This window comes from Rhodococcus sp. NPDC059179 (assembly GCF_042754885.1).
GTDB lineage: Bacteria > Actinomycetota > Actinomycetes > Mycobacteriales > Mycobacteriaceae > Rhodococcus_G.
This window is the reverse complement of sequence record NZ_JBHZBV010000020.1, coordinates 14026-35489: the sequence shown is the minus strand read 5'-3', so window position 1 is coordinate 35489 and position 21464 is coordinate 14026. Positions and strand designations below refer to the sequence as shown.

General features: G+C 71.0%; 18 protein-coding genes and 1 pseudogene. 8 read left to right on the top strand and 11 right to left on the bottom strand.

Annotation, left to right across the window (positions count from 1 at the left end; genetic code table 11):
• Nucleotides 1-13: 13 nt before the first annotated feature.
• Both ACFXMV_RS22800 and ACFXMV_RS22795 read left to right on the top strand, forming a co-directional pair.
• The gene (locus tag ACFXMV_RS22800) at nucleotides 14-667 is read left to right on the top strand and encodes a L,D-transpeptidase family protein (protein WP_378503323.1); all 654 of its coding nucleotides are present in this window, start codon (nucleotides 14-16) and stop codon (nucleotides 665-667) included.
• Nucleotides 668-670: 3 nt separating this feature from the next.
• Nucleotides 671-1207: an ester cyclase gene (locus tag ACFXMV_RS22795; RefSeq protein WP_378498533.1), complete on the top strand. Its 537-nt coding sequence runs from the start codon at nucleotides 671-673 to the stop codon at nucleotides 1205-1207.
• On the opposite strand, the gene ACFXMV_RS22790 is transcribed toward ACFXMV_RS22795, so the two are convergent.
• The 3 genes from ACFXMV_RS22790 to ACFXMV_RS22780 form a co-directional block, all read right to left on the bottom strand.
• The gene (locus tag ACFXMV_RS22790) at nucleotides 1197-2600 is read right to left on the bottom strand and encodes a class II fumarate hydratase (RefSeq protein ID WP_378498532.1); all 1404 of its coding nucleotides are present in this window, start codon (nucleotides 2598-2600) and stop codon (nucleotides 1197-1199) included. The genes ACFXMV_RS22795 and ACFXMV_RS22790 overlap by 11 nt on opposite strands.
• A gap of 90 nt (nucleotides 2601-2690) precedes the next feature.
• On the bottom strand, nucleotides 2691-3731 hold the full coding sequence (gene glpX, locus ACFXMV_RS22785) for a class II fructose-bisphosphatase (protein ID WP_027501030.1): 1041 nt from the start codon (nucleotides 3729-3731) through the stop codon (nucleotides 2691-2693).
• Nucleotides 3732-3846: 115 nt separating this feature from the next.
• Nucleotides 3847-5121 carry a hypothetical protein gene (locus tag ACFXMV_RS22780; RefSeq protein WP_378498531.1) on the bottom strand — a complete coding sequence of 425 codons (1275 nt, stop codon included), beginning with the start codon at nucleotides 5119-5121 and terminating at the stop codon, nucleotides 3847-3849.
• A gap of 99 nt (nucleotides 5122-5220) precedes the next feature.
• Here ACFXMV_RS22780 and ACFXMV_RS22775 point away from each other — a divergent pair, with 99 nt between their 5' ends.
• Nucleotides 5221-5790 carry a DUF4245 domain-containing protein gene (locus ACFXMV_RS22775; RefSeq protein ID WP_378498530.1) on the top strand — a complete coding sequence of 190 codons (570 nt, stop codon included), beginning with the start codon at nucleotides 5221-5223 and terminating at the stop codon, nucleotides 5788-5790.
• 1 nt (nucleotide 5791) lies between these two features.
• Here the strand turns inward: ACFXMV_RS22775 and ACFXMV_RS22770 are convergent, their stop codons facing one another.
• Genes ACFXMV_RS22770 through ACFXMV_RS22760 form a run of 3 tightly spaced genes read right to left on the bottom strand, consistent with a single transcriptional unit; the run spans nucleotide 5792 to nucleotide 7907 of the window.
• Nucleotides 5792-6010, bottom strand: coding sequence for an exodeoxyribonuclease VII small subunit (locus ACFXMV_RS22770; RefSeq protein WP_378498529.1), 219 nt, complete (start codon nucleotides 6008-6010; stop codon nucleotides 5792-5794).
• Nucleotides 6007-7281, bottom strand: coding sequence for an exodeoxyribonuclease VII large subunit (gene xseA, locus ACFXMV_RS22765; RefSeq protein ID WP_378498528.1), 1275 nt, complete (start codon nucleotides 7279-7281; stop codon nucleotides 6007-6009). The genes ACFXMV_RS22770 and xseA overlap by 4 nt, the downstream gene beginning before the upstream one ends.
• Nucleotides 7278-7907 (bottom strand): lipid droplet-associated protein, encoded by a 630-nt coding sequence (locus ACFXMV_RS22760; RefSeq protein WP_378498527.1) that lies wholly within the window; start codon nucleotides 7905-7907, stop codon nucleotides 7278-7280. The genes xseA and ACFXMV_RS22760 overlap by 4 nt, the downstream gene beginning before the upstream one ends.
• A 95-nt stretch (nucleotides 7908-8002) precedes the next feature.
• On the opposite strand from ACFXMV_RS22760, the gene ACFXMV_RS22755 reads away from it, so the two are divergent.
• Entirely contained in the window at nucleotides 8003-9016 is a 1014-nt protein-coding gene (locus ACFXMV_RS22755; RefSeq protein ID WP_378498526.1) for a 4-hydroxy-3-methylbut-2-enyl diphosphate reductase, read from the top strand.
• A gap of 17 nt (nucleotides 9017-9033) precedes the next feature.
• Here the strand turns inward: ACFXMV_RS22755 and ACFXMV_RS22750 are convergent, their stop codons facing one another.
• A complete protein-coding gene (locus ACFXMV_RS22750) occupies nucleotides 9034-9882 on the bottom strand; it encodes a DUF6542 domain-containing protein (protein WP_378498525.1) in 849 nt (282 codons plus the stop codon).
• 17 nt (nucleotides 9883-9899) lie between these two features.
• The gene (locus ACFXMV_RS22745; RefSeq protein WP_378498524.1) at nucleotides 9900-11069 is read right to left on the bottom strand and encodes a DNA recombination protein RmuC; all 1170 of its coding nucleotides are present in this window, start codon (nucleotides 11067-11069) and stop codon (nucleotides 9900-9902) included.
• A gap of 87 nt (nucleotides 11070-11156) precedes the next feature.
• Here ACFXMV_RS22745 and ACFXMV_RS22740 point away from each other — a divergent pair, with 87 nt between their 5' ends.
• Together ACFXMV_RS22740 and ACFXMV_RS22735 are read left to right on the top strand one after the other, a co-directional pair.
• Nucleotides 11157-12338: an exonuclease SbcCD subunit D gene (locus tag ACFXMV_RS22740; protein WP_378498523.1), complete on the top strand. Its 1182-nt coding sequence runs from the start codon at nucleotides 11157-11159 to the stop codon at nucleotides 12336-12338.
• Nucleotides 12335-15316 carry an AAA family ATPase gene (locus tag ACFXMV_RS22735; protein WP_378503324.1) on the top strand — a complete coding sequence of 994 codons (2982 nt, stop codon included), beginning with the start codon at nucleotides 12335-12337 and terminating at the stop codon, nucleotides 15314-15316. Before ACFXMV_RS22740 ends, ACFXMV_RS22735 begins: the two co-directional genes overlap by 4 nt.
• A gap of 6 nt (nucleotides 15317-15322) precedes the next feature.
• On the opposite strand, the gene ACFXMV_RS22730 is transcribed toward ACFXMV_RS22735, so the two are convergent.
• The 3 genes from ACFXMV_RS22730 to ACFXMV_RS22720 are packed head-to-tail and all read right to left on the bottom strand — an operon-like array spanning nucleotide 15323 to nucleotide 18538.
• Nucleotides 15323-16516, bottom strand: coding sequence for an AI-2E family transporter (locus tag ACFXMV_RS22730; protein ID WP_378500654.1), 1194 nt, complete (start codon nucleotides 16514-16516; stop codon nucleotides 15323-15325).
• 34 nt (nucleotides 16517-16550) lie between these two features.
• Nucleotides 16551-17054, bottom strand: a complete 504-nt coding sequence (locus ACFXMV_RS22725; protein ID WP_378500655.1) for a methylated-DNA--[protein]-cysteine S-methyltransferase — start codon at nucleotides 17052-17054, stop codon at nucleotides 16551-16553.
• Nucleotides 17051-18538, bottom strand: coding sequence for a DNA-3-methyladenine glycosylase 2 family protein (locus ACFXMV_RS22720; RefSeq protein WP_378500656.1), 1488 nt, complete (start codon nucleotides 18536-18538; stop codon nucleotides 17051-17053). Before ACFXMV_RS22720 ends, ACFXMV_RS22725 begins: the two co-directional genes overlap by 4 nt.
• A 226-nt stretch (nucleotides 18539-18764) precedes the next feature.
• On the opposite strand from ACFXMV_RS22720, the pseudogene ACFXMV_RS22715 reads away from it, so the two are divergent.
• Both ACFXMV_RS22715 and ACFXMV_RS22710 read left to right on the top strand, forming a co-directional pair.
• Nucleotides 18765-20060: pseudogene (locus tag ACFXMV_RS22715) on the top strand (hypothetical protein).
• Nucleotides 20060-21448 carry a lipase family protein gene (locus ACFXMV_RS22710; RefSeq protein ID WP_378500657.1) on the top strand — a complete coding sequence of 463 codons (1389 nt, stop codon included), beginning with the start codon at nucleotides 20060-20062 and terminating at the stop codon, nucleotides 21446-21448. The pseudogene ACFXMV_RS22715 and the gene ACFXMV_RS22710 overlap by 1 nt, the downstream one beginning before the upstream one ends.
• Nucleotides 21449-21464: the final 16 nt, after the last annotated feature.

Below are 21464 nucleotides of genomic sequence, written 5' to 3'. Positions count from 1 at the left end.
GACACCATGTGGTGTGCGCAAATTGGCGAGCGCGATCATCTCGACCGTCATCGCAACGGTGCTGGCGCTGCTGTGTGCGCCGCACGCCCTGGCGCAGGGGCCCTGGTTCGACGGGGACGTCGGCGGCGCCACGCAGGTCATCGCCGTTCGCGGATCGGGCGGATCGGGCGCCACCCTCGAGGCCTGGCAGCGCTCCCCGCTCGGCTGGCACCGGATCTCCCCGACCCTGCCCGCGCAGGTCGGGGCGGACGGGTTCGCGGAGGCGGCCACGGACGGGGTGCCCGCGACCCCCGAGGGCGTGTTCAGCCTGGACTCGGCGTTCGGCACCGCCGCGAACCCGGGCGGTGGCCTGCCGTACCGGAAGGTCGGGCCGGACGACTGGTGGGACGGCGACCCGGACAGCGCGACCTACAACACCCACCAGGTCTGCGCCCCCGGGGCCTGCGCGTTCGACGAGTCGGCCAGCGAACAGCTCGAGATCCCCGTGTATCGCTACGCGGTGGTGATGGGCGTCAACAAGGAACGGGTGCCGGGGGGAGGCGGCGCATTCTTCCTGCACGTCTCCAACGGCGAGCCCACCCTGGGCTGCGTCGCGGTGAGCGAGGGCGCGCTGGTCTGGCTGATCCGCTGGCTGCAGCCGGGCGCGGTCATCGCGATCGAGGGCTGAGCCGTGGCGCACCCATCGGCGGACGCGAAGTCGATCGCGGTGCGGAGCGTCGAGCTGGTGGCAACGGGCAGCCGCGACGACTTCGGTGCCGTCATCCATCCGGACGGTGTCAACCACGAGAGCAAGACCCATCCACCGAGCACCCGCGGCCGTGGACCCGAATCCTGGTACGCGACCGCGCGGTGGCTGCGCCAGGCCTTCGCGGACTTGAACTTCGAGGTCCGGAATGTGGTGGCGGACGGTGACCTCGTAGCGATCGGGGTGACCATGAGCGGTCGTCACGTCGGGCAGTTGGTGAACTACGACGAGAGCGGCGCCGTCGATCAGGCCTTCCCGCCGACCGGCCGGAGTTTTGCTGTCGCCCAATCGCATTGGGTTCGAATCGAGGACGGCCGGGTGATCGAACACTGGGCAGACCGCGACGACCTGGGCATGGCGCAGCAACTCGGGTGGATGCCGCCCAGTCCGGTGTACCTGGCGCGGATGGTGTGGGCCACGGTGCGCGCGCGGAAGGCGCCGCCGGGTTCTGCTACTTCTTGACCTTCGCCATGGCCAGGACGTCGAGGCGTCGGTCGAGTTCCGCCTCGGACAGGTTCTCGCCGATCAGCCCGCGGTCGAGCACCGTCTGTCGGATGGTCTTGCGCTCCTTGAGCGCCTCCTTCGCGACGGCCGCGGCCTCTTCGTAGCCGATCGCGGAGTTGAGGGGAGTCACGATCGACGGTGACGACTCCGCCAGCGTCTTGAGGTGCTCGGTGTTGGCGACGAGCCCGGAGACGCACTTGTCGGCGAACAGCCGAGAGACGTTGGCCAGCAAGCGGAATGACTCGAGAAGATTGCGGGCCATCATCGGGATGTACACGTTCAGCTCGAAGGCGCCTGCCGCACCGCCCCATGCGACGGCAGCGTCGTTGCCGACGACCTGCGCGGCCACCTGCGTCACCGCCTCCGGCAGAACGGGATTCACCTTGCCGGGCATGATCGAGGAACCGGGCTGCAGGTCGGGGAGCTGGATCTCGCCGAGCCCGGTCAGCGGGCCCGAGCCCATCCAGCGGATGTCGTTGGCGATCTTGGTCAGCGACACCGCGACGGTCCGCAGCGCGCCCGACGCCTCGACCAGTCCGTCACGGGCGGCCTGAGCCTCAAAGCTGTTGCGCGCCGGGGAGAGTGCGTCGAGCCCGGTGGCACGGACGAGCTCGGCGACCACCTTCGGGCCGAACCCGTCGGGGGCGTTGAGCCCGGTGCCGACGGCGGTGCCGCCGATCGGCAGCTCGCCGAGGCGGGGGAGGGCGGACATGATCCGTTCGATGCCGGCCTCGACCTGATGGGCGTAGCCGCCGAACTCCTGCCCGAGGGTGACCGGCACGGCGTCCATGAGGTGCGTCCGGCCGGACTTGACGACCGTCTGCCACAGTGCGGCCTTGTCGAACAGCGCGATCCGCAGGTGGTCGAGCGCGGGGATCAGTGACTTCACCGCGGATTCGATCGCCGCCAGGTGGGTCGCGGTCGGGAAGGTGTCGTTCGAGGACTGCGACATGTTGACGTGATCGTTGGGGTGCACCTCGACGCCGTTGGCCTTCGCGATCGACGCGATGACCTCGTTGGCGTTCATGTTGGAGCTGGTGCCCGAACCGGTCTGGAACACGTCGATCGGGAACTGCTCGTCGTGGCGGCCCTCGGCGATCTCGTTGGCTGCGGCGATGATGGCGTCGGCCTTGACGGCGTCGAGCAGGCCGAGATCCTTGTTCACCTGCGCGCAGGCGGCCTTGAGCAGTCCCATCGCGCGGATCTGGCTGCGCTCGAGGCCGCGCCCGCTGATCGGGAAGTTCTCCACCGCTCGCTGGGTCTGAGCGCGCCACAGGGCGTCGATCGGGACGCGGACCTCGCCCATGGTGTCGTGCTCGATGCGGAACTGCGGTTCGCTGTTCTCAGTCATGCCTAGAAGCTTGCCACCGAAGCGGCTTCGCCGCCTGTGAGTCTTTCTGGCCCGCAGGGGGACCAGAAGGACTCACAGGCGCGGAGCGCCTTACGGCATCGGGAACTGGGCGTCCGGGTCGCCGTCGAAGTCGACCGAGGAGTACTCGCGCAGCTTGGACAGGCGGTGGTACGCGTCGATCATCCGGACGGTGCCGGACTTGCTGCGCATCACGATCGACTGGGTGTGTGCGCCGCCGCCGCTGTAGCGGACGCCGCGCAGCAGGTCACCGTCGGTGACGCCGGTCGCGGTGAAGAAGACGTTCTCGCCGGAGACCAGGTCCTCGGTCAGCAGCACCCGATCCAGGTCGTGGCCCGCGTCGATGGCCTTCTGGCGCTCGGCGTCGTCGGTCGGGGCGAGTCGGCCCTGCAGCGCGCCACCCATGCAGCGCATGGCGGCCGCGGCGATGATGCCCTCGGGGGTGCCGCCGATGCCGATCAGCATGTCGGTGCCGGAGTCCGGGCGGGCCGCGGCGATGGCGCCCGCGACGTCGCCGTCGGAGATCAGCCGGATCCGGGCGCCGGTCGCGCGGACGTCGGAGATCAGCTGCGCGTGCCGGGGGCGATCCAGGATGCAGACGGTGACGTCGGAGACCGAGGACTTGCGGACCTTCGCGATGCGCTTGATGTTCTCGGCCACCGGCGCGGTGATGTCGATGACGTCGGCGGCGTCGGGGCCGACGGCGATCTTCTCCATGTAGAACACGGCGGACGGGTCGAACATGGCGCCGCGCTCGGCGACCGCGAGGACGGAGATCGCGTTCGGCATGCCCTTGGACATCAGCGTGGTGCCGTCGACGGGGTCGACCGCGAAGTCACAGTCCGGGCCGTCGCCGTTGCCGACCTCTTCGCCGTTGTAGAGCATCGGCGCCTCGTCCTTCTCGCCCTCGCCGATGACCACGACGCCGCGCATGGAGACGCTGCTCACGAGCTGACGCATGGCGTCGACGGCGGCGCCGTCGCCACCCTCCTTGTCGCCCTTACCTACCCAGCGGCCCGCGGCAAGCGCGCCCGCCTCGGTGACGCGGACCAGCTCCATCGCCAGGTTGCGGTCCGGCGCCTCGCGGCGGCTCGATGGGGTGCTGGCGGTCATGGGAGGTGCCTCCTCGTGGTCGACGCGTGCGGCGTCGCCGTAGATTCCGTCGGGAGAGTCGGCTTCGACTCGAGCGTGATTGTCTCATCACGGGTCGGCCGCTGATGAGGCTGGGCTACGGCTGCCGCTCGAGCGACCAGCCGGCGCTCAGGTCGCGGAGCAGGTCGGGGGCGCGGTGCAGGGCACGCTGCCGGTCCGCGAACTGGCGGAACGGCAGCGAGAGCAGCGCCCTGGCCTCGCCGGGACGGTCCTCGGCCAGGCGCTGATAGGCGACCGCGATGTCGCCTGCGATGTACGTCCAGCGCGGTCCGCGGTCCGCCCAGTTGAAGTCGGGCAGCGGCGCCCGCAGGCGGTAGGTCGCGCCGTCGACGTCGCCGGTGACCGACATCGGGGCGAACACCCCCGGCGCCGTCGAGCCGGGGACCGACGGCTTGGCCGCGATGGTGGTCATGTAGGTCAGGGCCCGCCCGACGCCGCCGCCTGCGGCCGACGTGACGTCCCACTGGTCGGCGACGACCTGGTTCTGTTCGCGGTCCGCCATCCGGACCATGGCGTCGGCGTAGCCGGCGGGGGTGCCCGAGTAGATGCCCTCCCACGCGGCCGCCGCGTTGTCGTCGAGCAGTCCTGCCGCGTCGAGTTCGTCGACGGCGGCCCGGCCGCCCGCGACGTACGCCTCGTGCATCGGGACCATGTCGAAGAAGATGTGCTTCTGCATGATCAGCAGTCGCTTCTGATACCAGTCCAGATCCTGTGCCGTCACGGTCGGCCCGACGGTGGCCAGCGCGCGGGCGTCCGACGGCAGCAGCGCCGCCGCGGCTTCGGGGAGACCTCGCGTGGCCGCGGCCACCGCGCCGCCGAGGCCGCGCACGGCGTCGATGCCGAGCGCGGTGCGGCCCATCTCGATGTCCCAGAATCCGCCGGTGAAGGAGGCGCCCGCCATCCCCGCCATGCCTGCCCAGTACAGCTCGGCGCGGTCGAGTTGGTACCGGCCGTAGTTTTCATACACCCGATCGACCAGCGTGGCGTTCGCGGCGAGGCCGGTGTTCGGGTCCCAGGCGGCCAGGTCGATGCCCGCGGCCTGCGCGCCGCGGGTGAGCCAATATTGGTGCAGCAGAGCGGAATAGCGGCGCGCGGGCACGCCTGCGGTCCTGGCCTCGCCGAGCGCGGCGTCCAGGGCGGCGACATCGGTAGGCAGCCGCGGGTCCAGCCCGCCCGACTGCTCGGCGTTCGCGTTCACGGGCGTGATGTCGAGCAGCGCGGCGTATCCGGCGGGCTGTGCGAGGGCTATGGCAGGGGTGCCGGCGACGACGGCGGTCCCGAGCGCGATGAGCACCCCGCGCATCGCGGCGGCGCGGAGTGACGATGGGCGGGTGCTGAGCCTGGAACGCATGCCCGCAATCTAACAACATATATTTGATTTTCGGCAAGGGGTTGTCCGCCGGTGGGAACCGCCGGACCTCGGCCGATGCGCGGCTGGGATACTAGCCGCGTGGCCGAAAAGAAACCCCGGATTCTGCAGAACAACCGCGACATGATGTGGTCGATCATCCCGCTGGTTCTGTTGTGCCTGATCGTCGCGGGTGTGGCGAGCCGCTGCTCGTTCAGCCCTGGCGGCCCGAGCTCCGGTCCGGTCCCGCAATTCGACGTCGACGCATCGCTCAAGTACGACGCGGGCGTGCTCGGGTTCCCGGTCCGCAACCCAGCCGTGCCCGAGGACTGGCAGCCGAACTCCGGCAGCCGGGGCGTCGTGGGCGGTGACGGCGGCGGGGACGTGACCACCGTCGGTTACATCACCTCGAAGGGCCGCTACCTGCAACTGAGCCAGAGCGAGGCGACCGAGGAGGTGCTGGTGCCCTGGGTTGCAGGCGATCGGCGCAGCCCGACGGGCGTCGCCCCGATCGCGGGAGACCAGTGGGTGGAGTACGACGAAGAGGGCAGCGAACCGATCTGGGTGACCGATCTCGGCGACGTCCGGGTCCTCGTCACCGGCAGCGGCTCGACGGAGGAGTTCACCGAGCTCGCCACGGCAGTCGATGCGGCGCAGCCGTTGACACCCTGACTTACTGCGAGCCGCCCTCGTCCTCGTGCGAGAGGGCCTTTTCCACCCGCGCCCTGGCCCCGGCCAGGTGCTCCTCGCAGCGTGTGGCCAGCGCCTCGCCGCGCTCCCACAGCGCGAGGGAGTGGTCGAGGTCGAGGCCACCCTGCTCGAGCATCTTGACCACCTCGGCCAGTTGATCGCGGGCAGCCTCGTAACCGAGCTCCGCCACCGGTTCGTTCACTTCGAATCTCCTGACTTGTCCTTACCCATGACGGCGGCGATGACCGCGCCGTCGGCGACCCGCACCCGAAGCTGGGTGCCGGGCGGCGCATCCTCGACCGAGCGCAGCACCTCCGGGTACGACCCGGGCACCACCTTCTGCACCACGGAGTACCCGCGGGCCAGGGTCGCGGCCGGGCCGAGGGTGGTCAGCCGGGCTCCGAGATGTTCGACGACGGTGGCCTGACCGGCGACCAGCCGGGTGACGTCGCGCCTGCCCGCCTCGCGCAGCCGGGCGATCTCCTCCGCGCGCCGGTCGATGGCGGCCAGCGGGTCGGCGAGCACCGGCCTGCTGCGCAGGTCGGCCAGCGACCTGGCCTCGCGCGCCACCCAGTTCCGCAGCGCGGCCGCGCCGCGGGCCCGGAACTCGGCGACCAGCGCCTGCTCGGCGACGGCGTCCGGCACCACCCGCTTGGCGGCGTCGGTCGGCGTCGCGGCGCGCACGTCCGCGACGTGATCGCACAGCGGATTGTCCGGCTCGTGGCCGATGGCGCTGACCACCGGGGTGGTGCACGCGACGATCGCGCGGCACAGCGTCTCGTCGGAGAACGGCAGCAGATCCTCGACGCTGCCGCCGCCGCGGGCCAGGATGATCACCTCGACCGCCGGGTTCGCGTCGAGTTCGGTGAGCGCCGCGACGATCTGCGCGGTCGCCGTCGGGCCCTGCACCGCGGTGTTGCGGATCTCGAACTGAACCGCGGGCCAACGCCTTCCGGCGACGCTGAGCACGTCGCGTTCGGCCGCGCTGGCGCGCCCGGTGATCAGGCCGACGGTGTGCGGCAGGAACGGCAGCGGGCGCTTGAGCCTCGGGTCGAACAGGCCCTCCGCCGCGAGCAGCGCACGCAGCCGTTCGATCCGGGCCAGCAGCTCGCCGATCCCGACCGCCCGGATCTCGGTGACGCGCAGCGAGATCGTGCCGCGGCCGGTGTAGAAGGACAGCTTGCCGAACATCACGACCCGGCTGCCCTCGGTCAGCGGCACCGGGGAATCGCGGATCAGCGCGGGGGAGCAGGTCACGGACAGCGACATGTCCACCGAGGCGTCGCGCAGCACCAGGAACGCGGTGCGGGTGCCGGGACGGACGTTGATCTGGGTGATCTGACCCTCGACCCAGATGCTGCCGAGCCGGTCGATCCATTGCGAGACCTTGGTGGCGACGGACCGCACCGGCCACGGGTGTTCGGGCGAGTTCGAGGTCGGCGCGCCCGCCTGGCTCGGCTGGACGGAGCTCACTTGGCCTTGGCGCTGGTGATCCGGTTTCCGAGCATGGTCTGGAACGGTGCGCGGGCGCCTGCGGCGTTCTCGTACTCCAACAGTGCGTCGAGCTCCTCGACCGACAGCGTCCGCAGCCGGGCCCGGAGCTGGGCGAGCGTCAGGTTGTCGTAGTCGAGATACTCGGCGATCTCGGGCCGCGCGGCTGCGGGCTTGGCAGGCACCGACGAGAGCTTGCCTGCCGACTTCTTCGCGGCCGCCTTCTTGGGCGCGGCGGTCTTGGTGGCGGGCGTCGCCGACGGCGCGTCAGGTTCGGACTCGGGCTGCATCGAGTACAGCGCGAACCGGCCCTGGTTCGCGGGCTTCGCCTCGGCCCCGTCACCGCTGGACGGCGCGGGCGTGGAGTCCTCGTCGAACACCGCCCACTCCGGCTGTTCCTCGTCCTCGTGGAAGAACACCGAGAAGGCCTGGTCGCCCTTGATCGCGAGCGCTGTCATGGACTGCTGGACGCGCATCGTCGTCTGGAGCATGTGGCTGATGGTCGTCATGGGGAGCGCGACCGCGGTGTTCGGCAGCTTTTGCACCTCTTCGACAACCGTCACGGCGATCCCGGCGGCGACCCGCGCAGCGAAAGGGGGACGAATCATGGCCCTAAGACTGCCTGACGGATGCCCCTTTTGGTAGCTGAGCGCTCGGTGTGCCTGATCGGGCACCCCATCGCGGGTGCCCGTACCCTGGTGTCATGTCTTCCGCAGTCCCCCTGAACCTGGGCATCGCCCGATCCAGCACCCCTGCTCCGGGCGGATCCGGCAAGCGTGTCCTGCTCGCCGAACCGCGTGGTTACTGCGCGGGCGTGGACCGCGCCGTCGAGACGGTCGAGCGGGCCCTCGAGAAGCACGGCGCGCCGATCTACGTGCGCAAGGAGATCGTGCACAACCGGCACGTGGTCGAGACGCTTTCGGACCGCGGCGTCGTCTTCGTTGACGAGACCGATGAGGTGCCGGAGGGTTCGCTGCTGGTGTTCTCCGCGCACGGGGTGTCCCCGGCCGTGCACGAGTCGGCCGCACAGCGCCACCTCAAGACCATCGACGCGACCTGCCCGCTGGTGACGAAGGTGCACCAGGAGGCCAAGCGGTTCGCGCGCGACGACTTCGACATCCTGCTGATCGGGCACGAGGGCCACGAGGAGGTCGAGGGCACCGCAGGCGAGGCCCCGGACCACGTCCAGCTGGTGGACGGACCCGAGTCGGTCGACGCCGTCACCGTGCGTGACGAGAACAAGGTCATCTGGCTGTCGCAGACCACGCTCAGCGTCGACGAGACGATGCAGACGGTGGCCCGGCTGCGCGAGAAGTTCCCGCTGCTGCAGGACCCGCCGAGCGACGACATCTGCTACGCCACCCAGAACCGTCAGGTGGCGGTGAAGGCGATGGCCCCCGAGTGCGACCTGGTGATCGTGGTCGGATCGCGCAACTCGTCGAACTCGGTACGCCTGGTCGAGGTGGCCCTCGGCGCAGGCGCGCGGGCGAGCTACCTGGTGGACTACGCCCGCGAGATCGACATCGCATGGCTCGACGGCGTCGAGACCGTCGGCGTGACCTCGGGCGCCTCGGTGCCGGAGATCCTGGTCAGCGGTGTGATCGAACTGCTCGCCGAGCACGGATTCCTCGACGTGCAGTCGGTCACGACGGCGAACGAGACTCTGGTCTTCTCGCTGCCGCGCGAACTGCGCAAGCCGAGCAACACCGGCTCCTAGGGCATCTGCGCCCGGGGCTAGTAACCGCCGCGCTGATCGTGCGCCGGGTCCTCGCGGTCCCGGTACCGCACCTGCGGGATCGGGTGCGCCGGGCTGCTGTACGGGTCAACCACGCTGCGCGGGGGCTGTACCCGTGCGGTGGCGGCGCTGGGTGCGCGTTCCGGCCTGCGGCCCATGCCTCCCGGTGCGGGCGGCGGCGGGACCGGGCGGCGCGGCGCGGGGGTCGGTGCCGGGTCCCGGAACACCGTGTGTCCGGGACGAGTCTGAGGCACCTGCTGCGGGCGCGGGGTCGCGACGGTACGCGGCGCCGCTGCCGTGCGCGGTTGGTCGGTCCGTCGCGCTGCTGCTTGCGGCCGAGTCGCCGGGCGATCGGCGGTGCGTGCGGCGGCGGGGTCCGCTGGCCGGCCCTTCGCGCGGGCAGGGGTGCGGTCGGCCTGCTGGCCGAGGTAGATCCGGACGCCGCCGATGATGAGCACGGCGACGGTGGTGACCAGCATCAGTGGAAAGCGGTTGACCAGCGGAATCGCCACGTTGAACATGAGATCCTTCAGCCCGCCCTTGGATCCCGCGGAGAAGAACTGATATGCCAGCGGCACGGCCGCGAACAGGATCAGTGGGGGCTGGACCATCGTGGCGAACAGGCCACGTCCGCGGACCGCGAGCACCGCGCCGACGCAACCGAGGAAGTAGAAGACGGAGAACGCGGATGTCAGTTCGCTGCCACGGATGGCGTCAAGGGCGAACCCAACGAAGGTGGTTGCCACAGCGATGAGAACGGCGGCCGCGGCGGGCACGCCGGGCACCGTTGGGAGCACAGACCGCATCTCGAGCGGCACCCCAGAGCGAGCACGTTGGGTTGCAGACACCCTTAGACACTAGCTGTTCAGGATCCGATCGCCTCGTTGGCGCGACCATTGGTGGGCAAGTTCTCGTCGAGCCCGACCTTCCGCGGCCAGGAGTCGATGCGCGCGACCTCAGCGACCTCACCGTCCCCGACCTCCAGCTCGTGGAGCTTGCGCGCAGTCACGGTGACCCGCGACTCCATGGAGGCCGCGGTCAGGTTGAACGACTCGACGGCCTTGCCGAGCTGCGAACCGAGCCGGTCGAGGTGGTTGCCGACCACCCCGAGCCTGCCGTACAGCTCGCGGCCGAGGCGGTGGATCGTCGCGGCCTCACGCGAGAGCGTCTCCTGCCGCCAGGTGTGCGCGATGGTGCGGAGCAGGGCGACGAGGGTGGTCGGGGTGGCCAGGATGACGTTCTTCGCGAAGGCGTGCTCGAGCAGCTCGGCGTCGGCGGTGAGCGCGGCATCGAGGAACGCGTCACCGGGGACGAACAGCACCACGAACTCGGGGCTCGGATCGAACGAGGCCCAATACGCCTTGGCGGACAGCTGGTCGACGTGCGTGCGCAGCTGTCGGGCGTGCCGGGTGAGGTGACCGTCCCTGGCGCGCGGGTCCTCCTCCTGCGCGGCGTCCAGGTACGCGGCCAGCGGGACCTTGGCGTCGACCACGATCTGCTTGCCGCCTGCCAGCCGGACCAGCAGGTCGGGCCGGACGCCCTCGGCGCTGACCTGGGTGTCGAAATCGCAGTGCTTGACCATCCCCGCCAGCTCGACCACCCGCTCGAGCTGGATCTCGCCCCAGCGGCCACGGATCTGCGGGGCGCGCAGCGCGGTGACGAGCTGGCCGGTCTGCGTGGTGAGCAGCTGGGAGCTGCGACGCATGCCCTCGACCTGTTCGGACAGCCCGGCGTAGGCGTGTACCCGGCTGCGTTCGACCTGCTGCACCTGGTGCGCGAGCGCGCCGACCGCATCGTGCAGCGGGCCCACCAGATGCGAGACCTGTTCGCTGACCGCGCCCGACGTGCGGCGGGCCGAGTCCTCGTTGACCGCGGCCAGCGACTGTCTCAGCGTCTTCTCGTTCTCCCGCAGCGCCGCGAGCTGAGCCTCCGCCCGCGCCGCGTGCTGGCCGGACCGGGAGGCGTGCCAGAGCCAGCCGACGGCGATGCCGAGGCCGAGCGTGACGAGCAGTCCGAGTGCGGTGACGGGGTCCATGGGGCAGATGATGCACGAGAACACCGACACGCTCGGGTCGGAAGCGGGTGCGCGGAATGTGTCGGCACCGTCATCTACGGTCGGCGCATGCGAATCCTGCACACCTCCGATTGGCACATCGGGCGCACCTTCCACGGGACGGACCTGCTCGCCGATCAGGCCCGCGCGCTCGAGGCCGTCGCCGCGCTGGTCGCGGAGAACGGGGTGGACGTGGTGGTCGTCCCCGGCGACGTCTACGACCGGGCGATTCCCAGCGCTGCCGCGGTCACGGTGTGCAACAGGGGGTTCGAGGCGATCCGGGCGGCGGGCGCGGTGATCGTCGCGACCTCCGGCAACCACGATTCGCCCGCGCGACTCGGTGCAGGCGCCGCATTCTCCGGGGCGGGCGGACTGCACCTGCTGACCCGGGTCTCCGACGTGGACCGGCCGGTGCTGCTCGGGGACGAGCACGGGCAGGTCGCGTTCTACGGCATTCCGTACCTGGAGCCCGAGACCACCCGGGCGGAGCTCGGTGTGCCAACGGCTCGCTCGCACGCGGAGATCCTGGACGCGGCGATGGCGCGCATCCGAGCGGACCTCGACGCCCGCTCGGCCGGGGGCGAGGCGCCGCGCTCGGTGCTGCTCGCGCACGCCTTCGTCGTCGGCGCCGAGGCCACCGGGTCGGAGCGGTCCATCTCGGTCGGCGGGGTGGAGACCGTGTCGGCCGCGGCCTTCGACGGCGTCGACTACGTGGCGCTCGGGCACCTGCACTCGCCGCAGACCCTCAGCGACCGGGTCCGCTACTCCGGATCGCCGCTGCCGTACTCGTTCGGCGAGCGGTCGCACCGCAAGGCCGTCTGGATCGCGGACCTGGACTCCGGTGGGCTCGCCGATGTGCGCCGGGCCGATCTGCCGGTGGTGCGCGGGCTGAGCCAACTGACCGGCACCGTCGAGGAACTGTTGACGGACCAGCGATTCGACTGCGACCAGGAGAACTACGTGTCGGCGACGCTCACCGATCCGGTCCGGCCGCAGGACGCGATGCGGACGCTGCAGGCCCGGTTCCCGCACATGGTGCACCTGGAGTGGCAGCGTCCGGAGGGGGCGACCGACCTGCACTACGGCGAGCGGGTCCGCGGCCGTACCGACCTCGAGATCGCCACCAGCTTCCTCACCGACATGCGCAGCGAGCCTGCGCCGAGCGAACTGCAACTGGTCGAGCGCGCGCTGAGTGTCGCTGTCCGCGAATCCGACGGAGCGGACCCGGCGGCGCTGGACGAGATCGCGTGAGACTGCACAGCCTGGAGGTGTCGGCGTTCGGGCCGTTCGGCGACACCGCGACCGTGGACTTCGACGCGCTCGGCGCCGACGGCCTTTTCCTGCTGCACGGCCAGACCGGCGCGGGCAAGACCACCATCCTCGACGCGGTGGCCTTCGCCCTGTACGGCACGGTCCCGGGGGCCCGGCAGCAGGGCAAGCGTCTGCTCTCGGATCACGCCGCGACCGGCTCGGTGCCAAAGGTGGTGTTGGAGGCGACCATCGGCGGCCGACGGCTCCGCTTGACCCGCAGCCCCGAGTACGAGCGGGCCAAGCTGCGCGGCACCGGCACCACCAAGGAGAACGCGAAGGCGACGCTTGCCTGGCTCGACGGGCAGGGCCAGAACCTGGCCCGGCTGGACGAGATCGGCGAGGAGATCGGCCGCCTGCTCGGCATGAGCGCCGACCAGTTCTTCCAGGTGGTGCTGCTCCCGCAGGGGGAGTTCGCGCGATTCCTGCGCGCGGACACCGACGAGCGGGGCGACCTGTTGGAGCGGTTGTTCGACACCACCCGGTTCGGCACGGTCGAGGACTGGTTCGCCGAGCGCAGGCGGGAGAGCGCGGCGAGGCTGGAGTCCGGACGGAAGTCGGTGGACTTGATGCTCGCCCGGGTTTCGACGGCGGCGGGCATCGAGGCGGGCGCCGACGCCGACCCGCTGGCCTGGGCGCACAAGTTGCAGGCCGATGCGGAGGAGACAAGGAACTCGGCCACCGCCGAACTCGTCGCGGCCAGGGTGAGCGCCGCGCAGGCGGGCGCCGCGCTGACCGAGGTGACCCGGATCCGGGGCCTGCAGCAGCGCGCGGCCAAGGCCGCAGCCGAACTGCGCACCCACGCCGCGGGCGCGAACGAAAGGGCAGCGCACGCAGAGGAACTCGCCAGGGCTGCGCGGGCCGCGCCGATCGCCGAGATCCGCGCGGAGGCCGCCTCGGCGGCGGAAACCGCGGCGCGGGAACTGAAGCTGATGGAGACCCTGGTCAAGGGGATCGGCGAGCTCGACGAGGGCAGGGAGCTGCTGGCGCGGCTGTCCTGGCCCGAGACCGCCGGGGACCGCGACGTCATCGCCGCGACGATCCGAGGCTGGACCGATGAGGTCGCGCGGCTAGACGACCTCATCGCGGAATCGCTGGTGGCCGACGCACTCCAGGAGACCGTGGACCGGCACGGCGAGCGGCGGCGCGAACTCGCCTCGGCCACAGTGGAACTCGACGTCCGCCGGACGGCGCTGCCCGAGCTGCTGCGCGCCGCCGAGGATGACCTCGCGGCCGCGCGGCAGGCGGTGGCCGCGCTGACCGCACTCGACGAGGCACGGGGCAGGGCCGTCGACGCGCAGGGCGCCGCCGTCGCGCTCGGGGAGCAGAGACAGCTCAGGGAGGCGGCCGCGGACCGGCTGCTGACCGCGCGGACGCGCCACCAGGATGCGCGCGGCGAGCTGCTCGACCTTCGTGAGCGCCGACTCGCGGGCATGGCGGCCGAGCTCGCGGCCGGGCTCGCCGACAGCGAGCCGTGCGTGGTGTGCGGATCGGCGCAGCATCCGAACCCGGCCGAGCCGTCGGAATCCGTCGTCACCAAGGCCGACGAGGACGCCGCCCGCGTGACGGAGCATCGCCTGGCGGAGGAGGCCGACGCCGCGGCCGATCGGCTCGCCAAGATCGATCAGGCCATCGAGGTGCTGGTCGAGCGCGGCGGCGACCGCGACCTCGACCAGCTCGCGGCCGAGGTGTCGGCGGCCGCCCTGGCACACGCGGACGCCGATGCACTGGCCGTGCGAGCGCCAGCCCTTGCCGACCGGCTTTCCGGGCTGCGCGCCGAAGAGGAAGGCCTGCAGGAACGTTCACGATCGGCAACGGCAGAGCTCGCCACCCTCGACGAGCGGATCGCGGGGGCCGTGAACCAGCTGGACACGATCCGGAAGCGGATCGCGGAGGCGTCGGGAGTGGACGAGAGCCCGCAGGCGCGGCGCGATCGGCTCGATGCGCTCGCGGCGGCGGTGTCGCGACTGCGGGACCTGCGCGCGCAGGTCGGTATCGCGCAGGAGGCCGCGGAGGCGTTGTCCGCGAAGGCCGCCCGGGCGGCGTCGGACGCCGGATTCGATTCCGCGGACGAGGCGGTCGCGGCCACGAGGGACGAGCGCAGGGTGACCGCCATCGAGACCACGCTGGCGCAGGCGCGGGACCAACAGGTGCGCGCCGAATCGGTGCTGGCGGAGGCGGAGGTCGCCGCCGTCGCAGGGATCGACACCGTCGACCCGTCGGTCGCCGAGGCAGACGCGGCGAGTGCGAACGCGGTGGTGAACTCGGCGATCGCCGTCGCGTCCGAGGCCGACCGGCGGCTGGCGGACCTCGAGCGACTGGTCGGGCAGCTGGCGAAGGAGGTCGCCGCGCTTGCCCCGATGCAGGAGCGGCACGCGGAACTGGCCGGGCTGGCGGACGTGATCGCCGGGCGCGGGCAGAACGCGCGCAAAATGTCGCTCCGGTCCTACGTGCTCGCCGCCAGGCTCGAGGAGGTCGCCATCGCCGCCTCGACCAGGCTGCGCCGAATGTCGGGTGGCCGTTACGAGTTCGTCCACGCGGACGGGGCAGGGCCGCGTGGCAAGCGCGGCGGGCTCGGCCTCGACATCCGCGACGACTACACCGGGGTGGTGCGCTCGGCGAAGACCCTCTCCGGCGGCGAATCGTTCCTCGCCTCGCTGTCCTTGGCGCTCGGCCTCGCCGACGTCGTGGCAGCGGAGTCGGGCGGGCTGGTGCTCGACACCATGTTCATCGACGAGGGATTCGGCACCCTCGACTCCGACGCACTCGAGTCGGTGATGGGGGTCCTCGACGAGCTCCGCGCGGGTGGCCGTGTGGTCGGCATCGTCAGCCACGTCGACGAGATGCGGCAGCGGATCCCGAGCCGGCTGCACGTGATCCGCGGGCGGACCGGCTCGAGCGTGGAAGTGGTGGCGGGATAGGGCGGGTCAGTCCGCGGTCGCGAGATCGCCGGCCTCGGTGGTGGCCACGATGTCAGCCTCCGCGTCGGCGGGGGCCTCGGCGTCCGGATCCTCCAGCCGCTGGTCCACCTGCTCGCCGATGTAGCGGATCACCACGGCCATCACGGCGGCGACCGGGACGGCGAGGAACGCGCCGATGATCCCGAACATCGAGCCGCCCGCGGTCACCGCGAGCAGCACGATCACCGCGTGCAGCTTCATGGTGCGGCTCTGCAGGACCGGTTGCAGGACGTTGCCCTCGAGTTGCTGCACCGCGATCACGATGATCAGGATGATGAGCGCGGTCGTCCAGCCCTTCGCGACGAGCGCGACCAGCACCGCGAGGGCACCCGCGACGAACGCGCCGACGATCGGGATGAAGCCGGCGATGAAGGTGAGTACGGCGAGCACCGCCGCCAGCGGCACACCCAGGATGACCAGGCCGAGACCGATGAAGAAGGCGTCGACGAAACTGACAAGCGCCTGGGTGCGGATGAAGCCGCCCAGGGTGTCCCAGATCCGGACGGACACCGCCTCGAAGTGGCGTCCGGCCTTGCCGCCGCTGACGCTGTGCAGCCACGGCAGGAACCGCGGCCCGTCCTTGATGAAGAAGAACGAGAGCACCAGCACCAGGGTGAGCGTCACGAGCGCCGAACCGGCCGCGCTGACCCCGCTGAAGACGCCCGACGCGATGGCCTGGGCACTGGACTGCAGCTTGCTGATCACCGCCTGCACGGCGTGGTCGATCTGATCGTCCGCCAGATTGACCGGCGGGCCCTTGAACCAGTTCTGGACCTGGGTGATGCCCTGGCTGGCCTTGTTCGCGAGTTCCGGCGCCTGGTCGACGACCGAAGGCACGATCAGCGCGACGATGCCGCCGAGAATGCCGAGGAACACCACGAGGGTGATCCCGGCCGCCGCCCCCGCGGGCACGCCGCGGGAGGTCATCGCCCTGGTCGGCGGCCACAGCACCGTGGAGACCACGATCGCCAGCAGTACCGGTAGCACCGCGACCCAAAGGATGCCGAGCATGGTCCACAGCACCCACCCGCCTGCGGCGATGAGCACCAGGCACAGCGACCATTTGGCGAGCCACAGCCCGCCCGTGCCGAGTATCTCGCCGCGGTCTCGGGCGGTTCGCGGACGCGGCTCGGTCGGTGGCGCGGTGGGCTGATCGCTCACGGTCGGTCCTTCCTGGCAGGGATTGGGACCGAATCTACCGTGCGTTCTCCTCGTGCGAGATCAGCCAGCGCTTGGCAGACAGCCCCCACCGGAACCCGCCGAGCGACCCGTCGGTGCGCAGGACGCGGTGGCACGGGACGAACAGTGCGGCGGCGTTGCGGGCGCAGGCCGACGCCGCGCCGCGGACGGCCGCGGGCCGACCCGAGCGGGCGGCGAATTCGGTGTAGGTGATCGGACCGCCCGGGGGCACGGTCCTCAGCACCTCCCAGGCGTGCACCAGGAACTCACCCGAGTGTTGTGCGACGACAATCGAATCGATGCCGGTCAGGTCGCCCCGGTGGTAGTCGGCGACGGCGCGGGTGACGGCGCCGAGTTCTCCAGCCCGGCTCAGCGAGGTGGGGCGCAGGTTCGGGTGCACGAGCGCCCGCAGCTCCTCGGGTTCGGCCGTCCAGCCGGACGCGAGCACCGCGCCGTCCGCGTCGACGATGGTGGTGAACGGGCCGATCGGGGTCTGGGTGGTGGCGTATCGGGCGGTCATCGGCTGTCCTCCGGGTCGGTGTCAGATGGGGGAGTGAAGGCGCCACGCGCGGCAAGCGCGCTGCGCCACAGGTGCATCGAGGCGTAGGAGCGCCATGGTGCCCAGCGTCCGCCGCCGGACAGGTCGGCGCCGACGGCCTCGGCGCCCTGGCGGACCACCAGGTCCGTACTCAGCAGGATGTCCGGGTCGGCGAGCGTGCGCATCGCCACGTAGTCGGCCGTCCAGGGTCCGATGCCTTTGTGCGACAACAGATCCGCTCGAAGGTCTGCGGCGGTGCGGCCCGGATGCAGAGTCAGGGTGCCGTCCGCGAGGGTCGCGGCCACCCCGACGATGGCGTCGATCCGGCGGGCGGGCCCGGTGAGCACCTCGCGGCCGCGCGTTGCGATCGCCTCCGTCGAGGGAAAGCTGCGGGTCAGCAGCGGGTCGTCGACCAGGTCGCCGAGTTCGGCGACCAGGCGGGCGGTCTGGGTGCGGGCGGCGGCCAGCGAGATCTGCTGCCCGATCATGGTGCGGAGGAGGAGTTCTCCCGCGTCGATGCTGCCGGGCACTCGAATTCCGGGTGCGGCGTGGATGCTCGGTGCCAGTGCGGGGTCGGCCGCGAGCGCGGCGTCCACGGCCTCCGGGTCGGCATCGAGGTCCAGCAGGTGCCGCAGCCGGGCCACGGCAGGCGCGAGGTCGCGCATGTCCCGCAGCGTCAGGTCGGCCCGCACGTACCCGGGCAGCACGCGCAGGGCGACCACCCCGCAGCCACGGGGGAGTCGGAGCGTTCTGCGGTACTCGCCGTCGGACCACACCTCCATGCCCGCGACGGCGTGCCCGGACAGGAACCACGCCAGCCACTCGGCGTCGAGCGGCTTGCGGTACGGCAGTCGCAGCGACACCGTGCCCTTCGACTGCGGGGCGTCCGCCCGCTTGGCGGCCTCGGCGCGCATCGTCGAGGGGGTCACCGCGAACACCTCGCGGACGGTGTCGTTGAACTGCCGGATGCTCGCGAATCCCGCGGCGAAGGCGATGTCCGACATCGTCATGGCGGTGGTCTGGATCAGCAGCCGGGCGGTGTGCGCCCGATGCGCCCTGGCCAGGGCGAGCGGGCCGGCGCCGAGCTCCGCGGTCAGGGCCCTGGTGAGGTGTCGCGACGAGTAGCCGAGCGTCGCCGACAGCGACTCCACCCCGCCGCGCTCGACCGCGCCGTCGGCGATCAGCCGCATGGCGCGGGAGGCCAGGTCCGACCGCACGTTCCATAGCGGCGACCCGGGCGCGGCGTCCGGCAGGCAACGTCGGCAGGCGCGATACCCGGCCTGCTGGGCCGCGGCGGCGGTGGGCAGGAAGCTGACGTTTCCCGGCTTCGGGGTGATCGCCGGGCAGGAGGGGCGGCAGTAGATCCCGGTGGTTCGCACGGCCGTGATGAACTGCCCGTCGAAGCGGGCGTCGCGGGAGGACACGGCGCGGTAGCAGCGGTCGAAGTCCAGATGGGGTGCGGTCACACCACCACTCTGGCAGTGAGCCTGGGGCAACGCTAGCGGGAATCGGACATCACCGTAGGGTCCGTCCGCCGAGCGTGCACAAACTGCATGCGCCACTCGGGCGATGCCCCGGCAGCTGCACACTCGGCGCGCCGATGACATGCCGGAAATCGGACATCGATCCCGGTCCGATGTTCTAGTCTCGGAGAAACATACTTCGCGGTATGCCCCGAGCCCCCGGAAAGCCATGAGAGCCGGAATCACACGCACGTCGTCGCGGACCGCCGTCGGGAGGAGATGCCTGACCGCGCTGGTTGCGGCGGTGCTCGGTCTCGCATTGTCGGGACTCGGCTGGCCGACGCCTGCATCGGTTGCCAGCGCGTCCGAGGCGGACGCGGTCCTGAATCTGCCGCTGGTCAACCGCGACGCCGCGCACGGCCCAGGCGGGGTGAACCCGGCGCTGCCGACCGATCGCGGCACCCTCGCGAGACTGCTCGAGCAGGCCAGGGCCTCCGGGGCGGCGCCGACCTCGTACGCGGCCTTGCTCTACCAGTACTGGCTCGCCGACGTCACCACCGAAGCGGGCATCGACCTGGCTCGCTGGGATCCACGCGCGGGGGTGGAGGCGAACCGGGAGAACCTGATCCGGTCGTACCGGTACTACGAGGACCTCCAGCTAGCCCACCGCGAACTCCAGTGGGCGGGCATGGGAGGTCAGGTCGGCGCAGATTTCGGCGGCGGGCTCATCGATTTCGCGCTGATCACGAACATCTACGACTTCCCGCAGCTGCAGCAGACTTCGCGTGCGATCGTCGCGAGGGCCGCCGCGGTGGCGGGACCGCAGATCGTGGACCGGCTCCCGCAGGGGCTGCGCGCGCTCGCCGGTGCGGGCGGCACGGTCACCGGCGACGACCTGCACTACATCCTGGGCATGATCCTGGTGATGCAGAAGAACATCTTCTCCGACCTGATGCCGATGCATCGCGCGTACGTCACCGAGGGCCTGCCCGCACTCGAGGAGATGGCGCGGGCCGGGCTGTTCGGTCAGGACATCATGGACGCGTGGCGCGACATCGCGTCGAAGAATCAAGACCGGATTGCCCGCGGCAACGCGGCGCTGCTGCATCGCGAGCAGGGCGTGATCATCCGGGAGCAGTGGGACACCGTGCGGGCCTACCGGGGTGACGTCGGCGAGGCCGTCACCTACGCGTCCACGCTCGCCGGGTCGCCGTCGGTCGCAGGTGTGCTGCCGCCCCGCTCGTTTCACCCCATCGAGATCGCCACTACCCTGCCCGACGGCCGGACCGCGACGCTGACGACGCCGCTGCCGGACTGGAACTGGTCGGTCTACGACCAGCGGTGAGACTACATCACCACCCAGTTGCTGCCCAAATACAAGGCGACGGTCGAGAATGACTGGCCGCGGCTCGAAGCCGAGCTCCGTACCCCCTACGCGGTCCAGATCGAGAGCCATCGGCCACTGATGAACATCCCGCAGATCCTGCAATCGGCCCTCCAGAACACGAAAGTGACGGTGTCCTGATGGCGATCGATCCACGCCACCATCGCCCGCGAGTCGCCGGGGCGCGCCGCTCCCCGCTCTGGGCCGCCCTGTCCCTGGTGGTGGTCCTGGCGGTTCTGTCGCCGGGGGTCGCCGCGGCGCAGGATGCCCCTCCGGTGCCCGTGACGGACACCCCCTCGCTGCAGGGCGAGGTGCTCAACGACTTCGTCGATGGCGCGTTCGCGGGCGGGGAGTTCGGCACCCGTGACGAGATCCTCGCCGCGCTCGCGCCGAACGATCCCTTCTACGCGGAGCCGACGCTCACCGGCGCCGAGAAGCCCGGCACCCTGCTCAAGGCCAAGCGCGTCGACGTCATGTTCACCGGCTTCAAGCCGGCGAACATCGAGGCCTACAAGATCATGTATGTCACGACGGGGAACGACGGCCAGACCCCGACGATCAGCACGGGCTTCGTGATGATCCCGGTCGACGGCGTTCCCGCGTCGGAGAAGAAGGTCATCGGGTACCAGGAGGCCAACGACAGCGTCGGCGCCTACTGCCACCCGAGCACCCAGTGGACCGGCGGCGATCCCATCGACGGCGCGTCGTGGTCCGCACTCGGACCGCTGGCGCTGATGTTCGGCAAGGGCTATGCCGTCGTGATCTCCGACGTCGGTAACGACGCAGACCCCGATCCGCACGGCGTCTTCGCGGCCAAGTTCGCCGGTCACGCGCAGCTCGACGCGCTGCGAGCGGCAACCTCGGGCGGTGGCACGGGACTGGCCCCCCATGCCCCCATCGCGCTGTTCGGCGTCGCGGGCGGCGGTGTCGGGGCGGCCTCGGCCGCGGAGATGCAGGCCCAGTACGCGCCCGAGCTGAACGTCAAATCCACTGTCCTCGAAGGCATGGTCATCGATCAGCGCAACTTCATGCGGACCGCCGACGGCTCGGTCGGCTCGGGGTTCGCCTTCGCGACCCTGCTCGGACTCGAGCCCTGGTACCCGGAGATGCGGATCAACGACAAACTCAACCCGGCGGGCAGGGCGCTGGCCGACGAGTTCCGCGTGCAGTGCCAAACGCCCGCCTACTTCCTGGCCCCGTACGTCCCGCTCAGGCTGCTGTTCACGAATGGTCAGAGCCCGGCCGACATTCCCGAGTTCCAGCACGTCTACGACGACAACCGGCTCGGCAACCAGGCGCCGAAGTCCAAGGTGCTGATCGCCTCGTGCGGCAGGGACGACTCTCCCATGTCCCTTGTGCCCGCGCAGGATTCACGCGACCTCGCGGCCCGCTACCGGGCAGGCGGAACCGACGTCACCTACGCGCCGAGCGACTGCGACGTCAACCGGCTGTTCTCCGACCCGTACGGGTGGGGCACCGACCTGTTCGGCATGCAGACCATCGACTGGATCGACCGGAACTTCGGCTGACCGCGGGGCGCGGCCG

Coding starts and splice junctions, on each gene's coding strand:
- ACFXMV_RS22790 (WP_378498532.1), bottom strand. CDS start 2,600: ATGACTGAGAACAGCGAACCGCAGTTCCGCATCGAGCACGACACCATG.
- glpX (WP_027501030.1), bottom strand. CDS start 3,731: ATGACCGCCAGCACCCCATCGAGCCGCCGCGAGGCGCCGGACCGCAAC.
- ACFXMV_RS22745 (WP_378498524.1), bottom strand. CDS start 11,069: ATGGACCCCGTCACCGCACTCGGACTGCTCGTCACGCTCGGCCTCGGC.
- ACFXMV_RS22755 (WP_378498526.1), top strand. CDS start 8,003: ATGTCTTCCGCAGTCCCCCTGAACCTGGGCATCGCCCGATCCAGCACC.
- ACFXMV_RS22710 (WP_378500657.1), top strand. CDS start 20,060: ATGGCGATCGATCCACGCCACCATCGCCCGCGAGTCGCCGGGGCGCGC.
- ACFXMV_RS22725 (WP_378500655.1), bottom strand. CDS start 17,054: ATGACCGCCCGATACGCCACCACCCAGACCCCGATCGGCCCGTTCACC.
- ACFXMV_RS22780 (WP_378498531.1), bottom strand. CDS start 5,121: ATGCGTTCCAGGCTCAGCACCCGCCCATCGTCACTCCGCGCCGCCGCG.
- ACFXMV_RS22760 (WP_378498527.1), bottom strand. CDS start 7,907: ATGATTCGTCCCCCTTTCGCTGCGCGGGTCGCCGCCGGGATCGCCGTG.
- ACFXMV_RS22740 (WP_378498523.1), top strand. CDS start 11,157: ATGCGAATCCTGCACACCTCCGATTGGCACATCGGGCGCACCTTCCAC.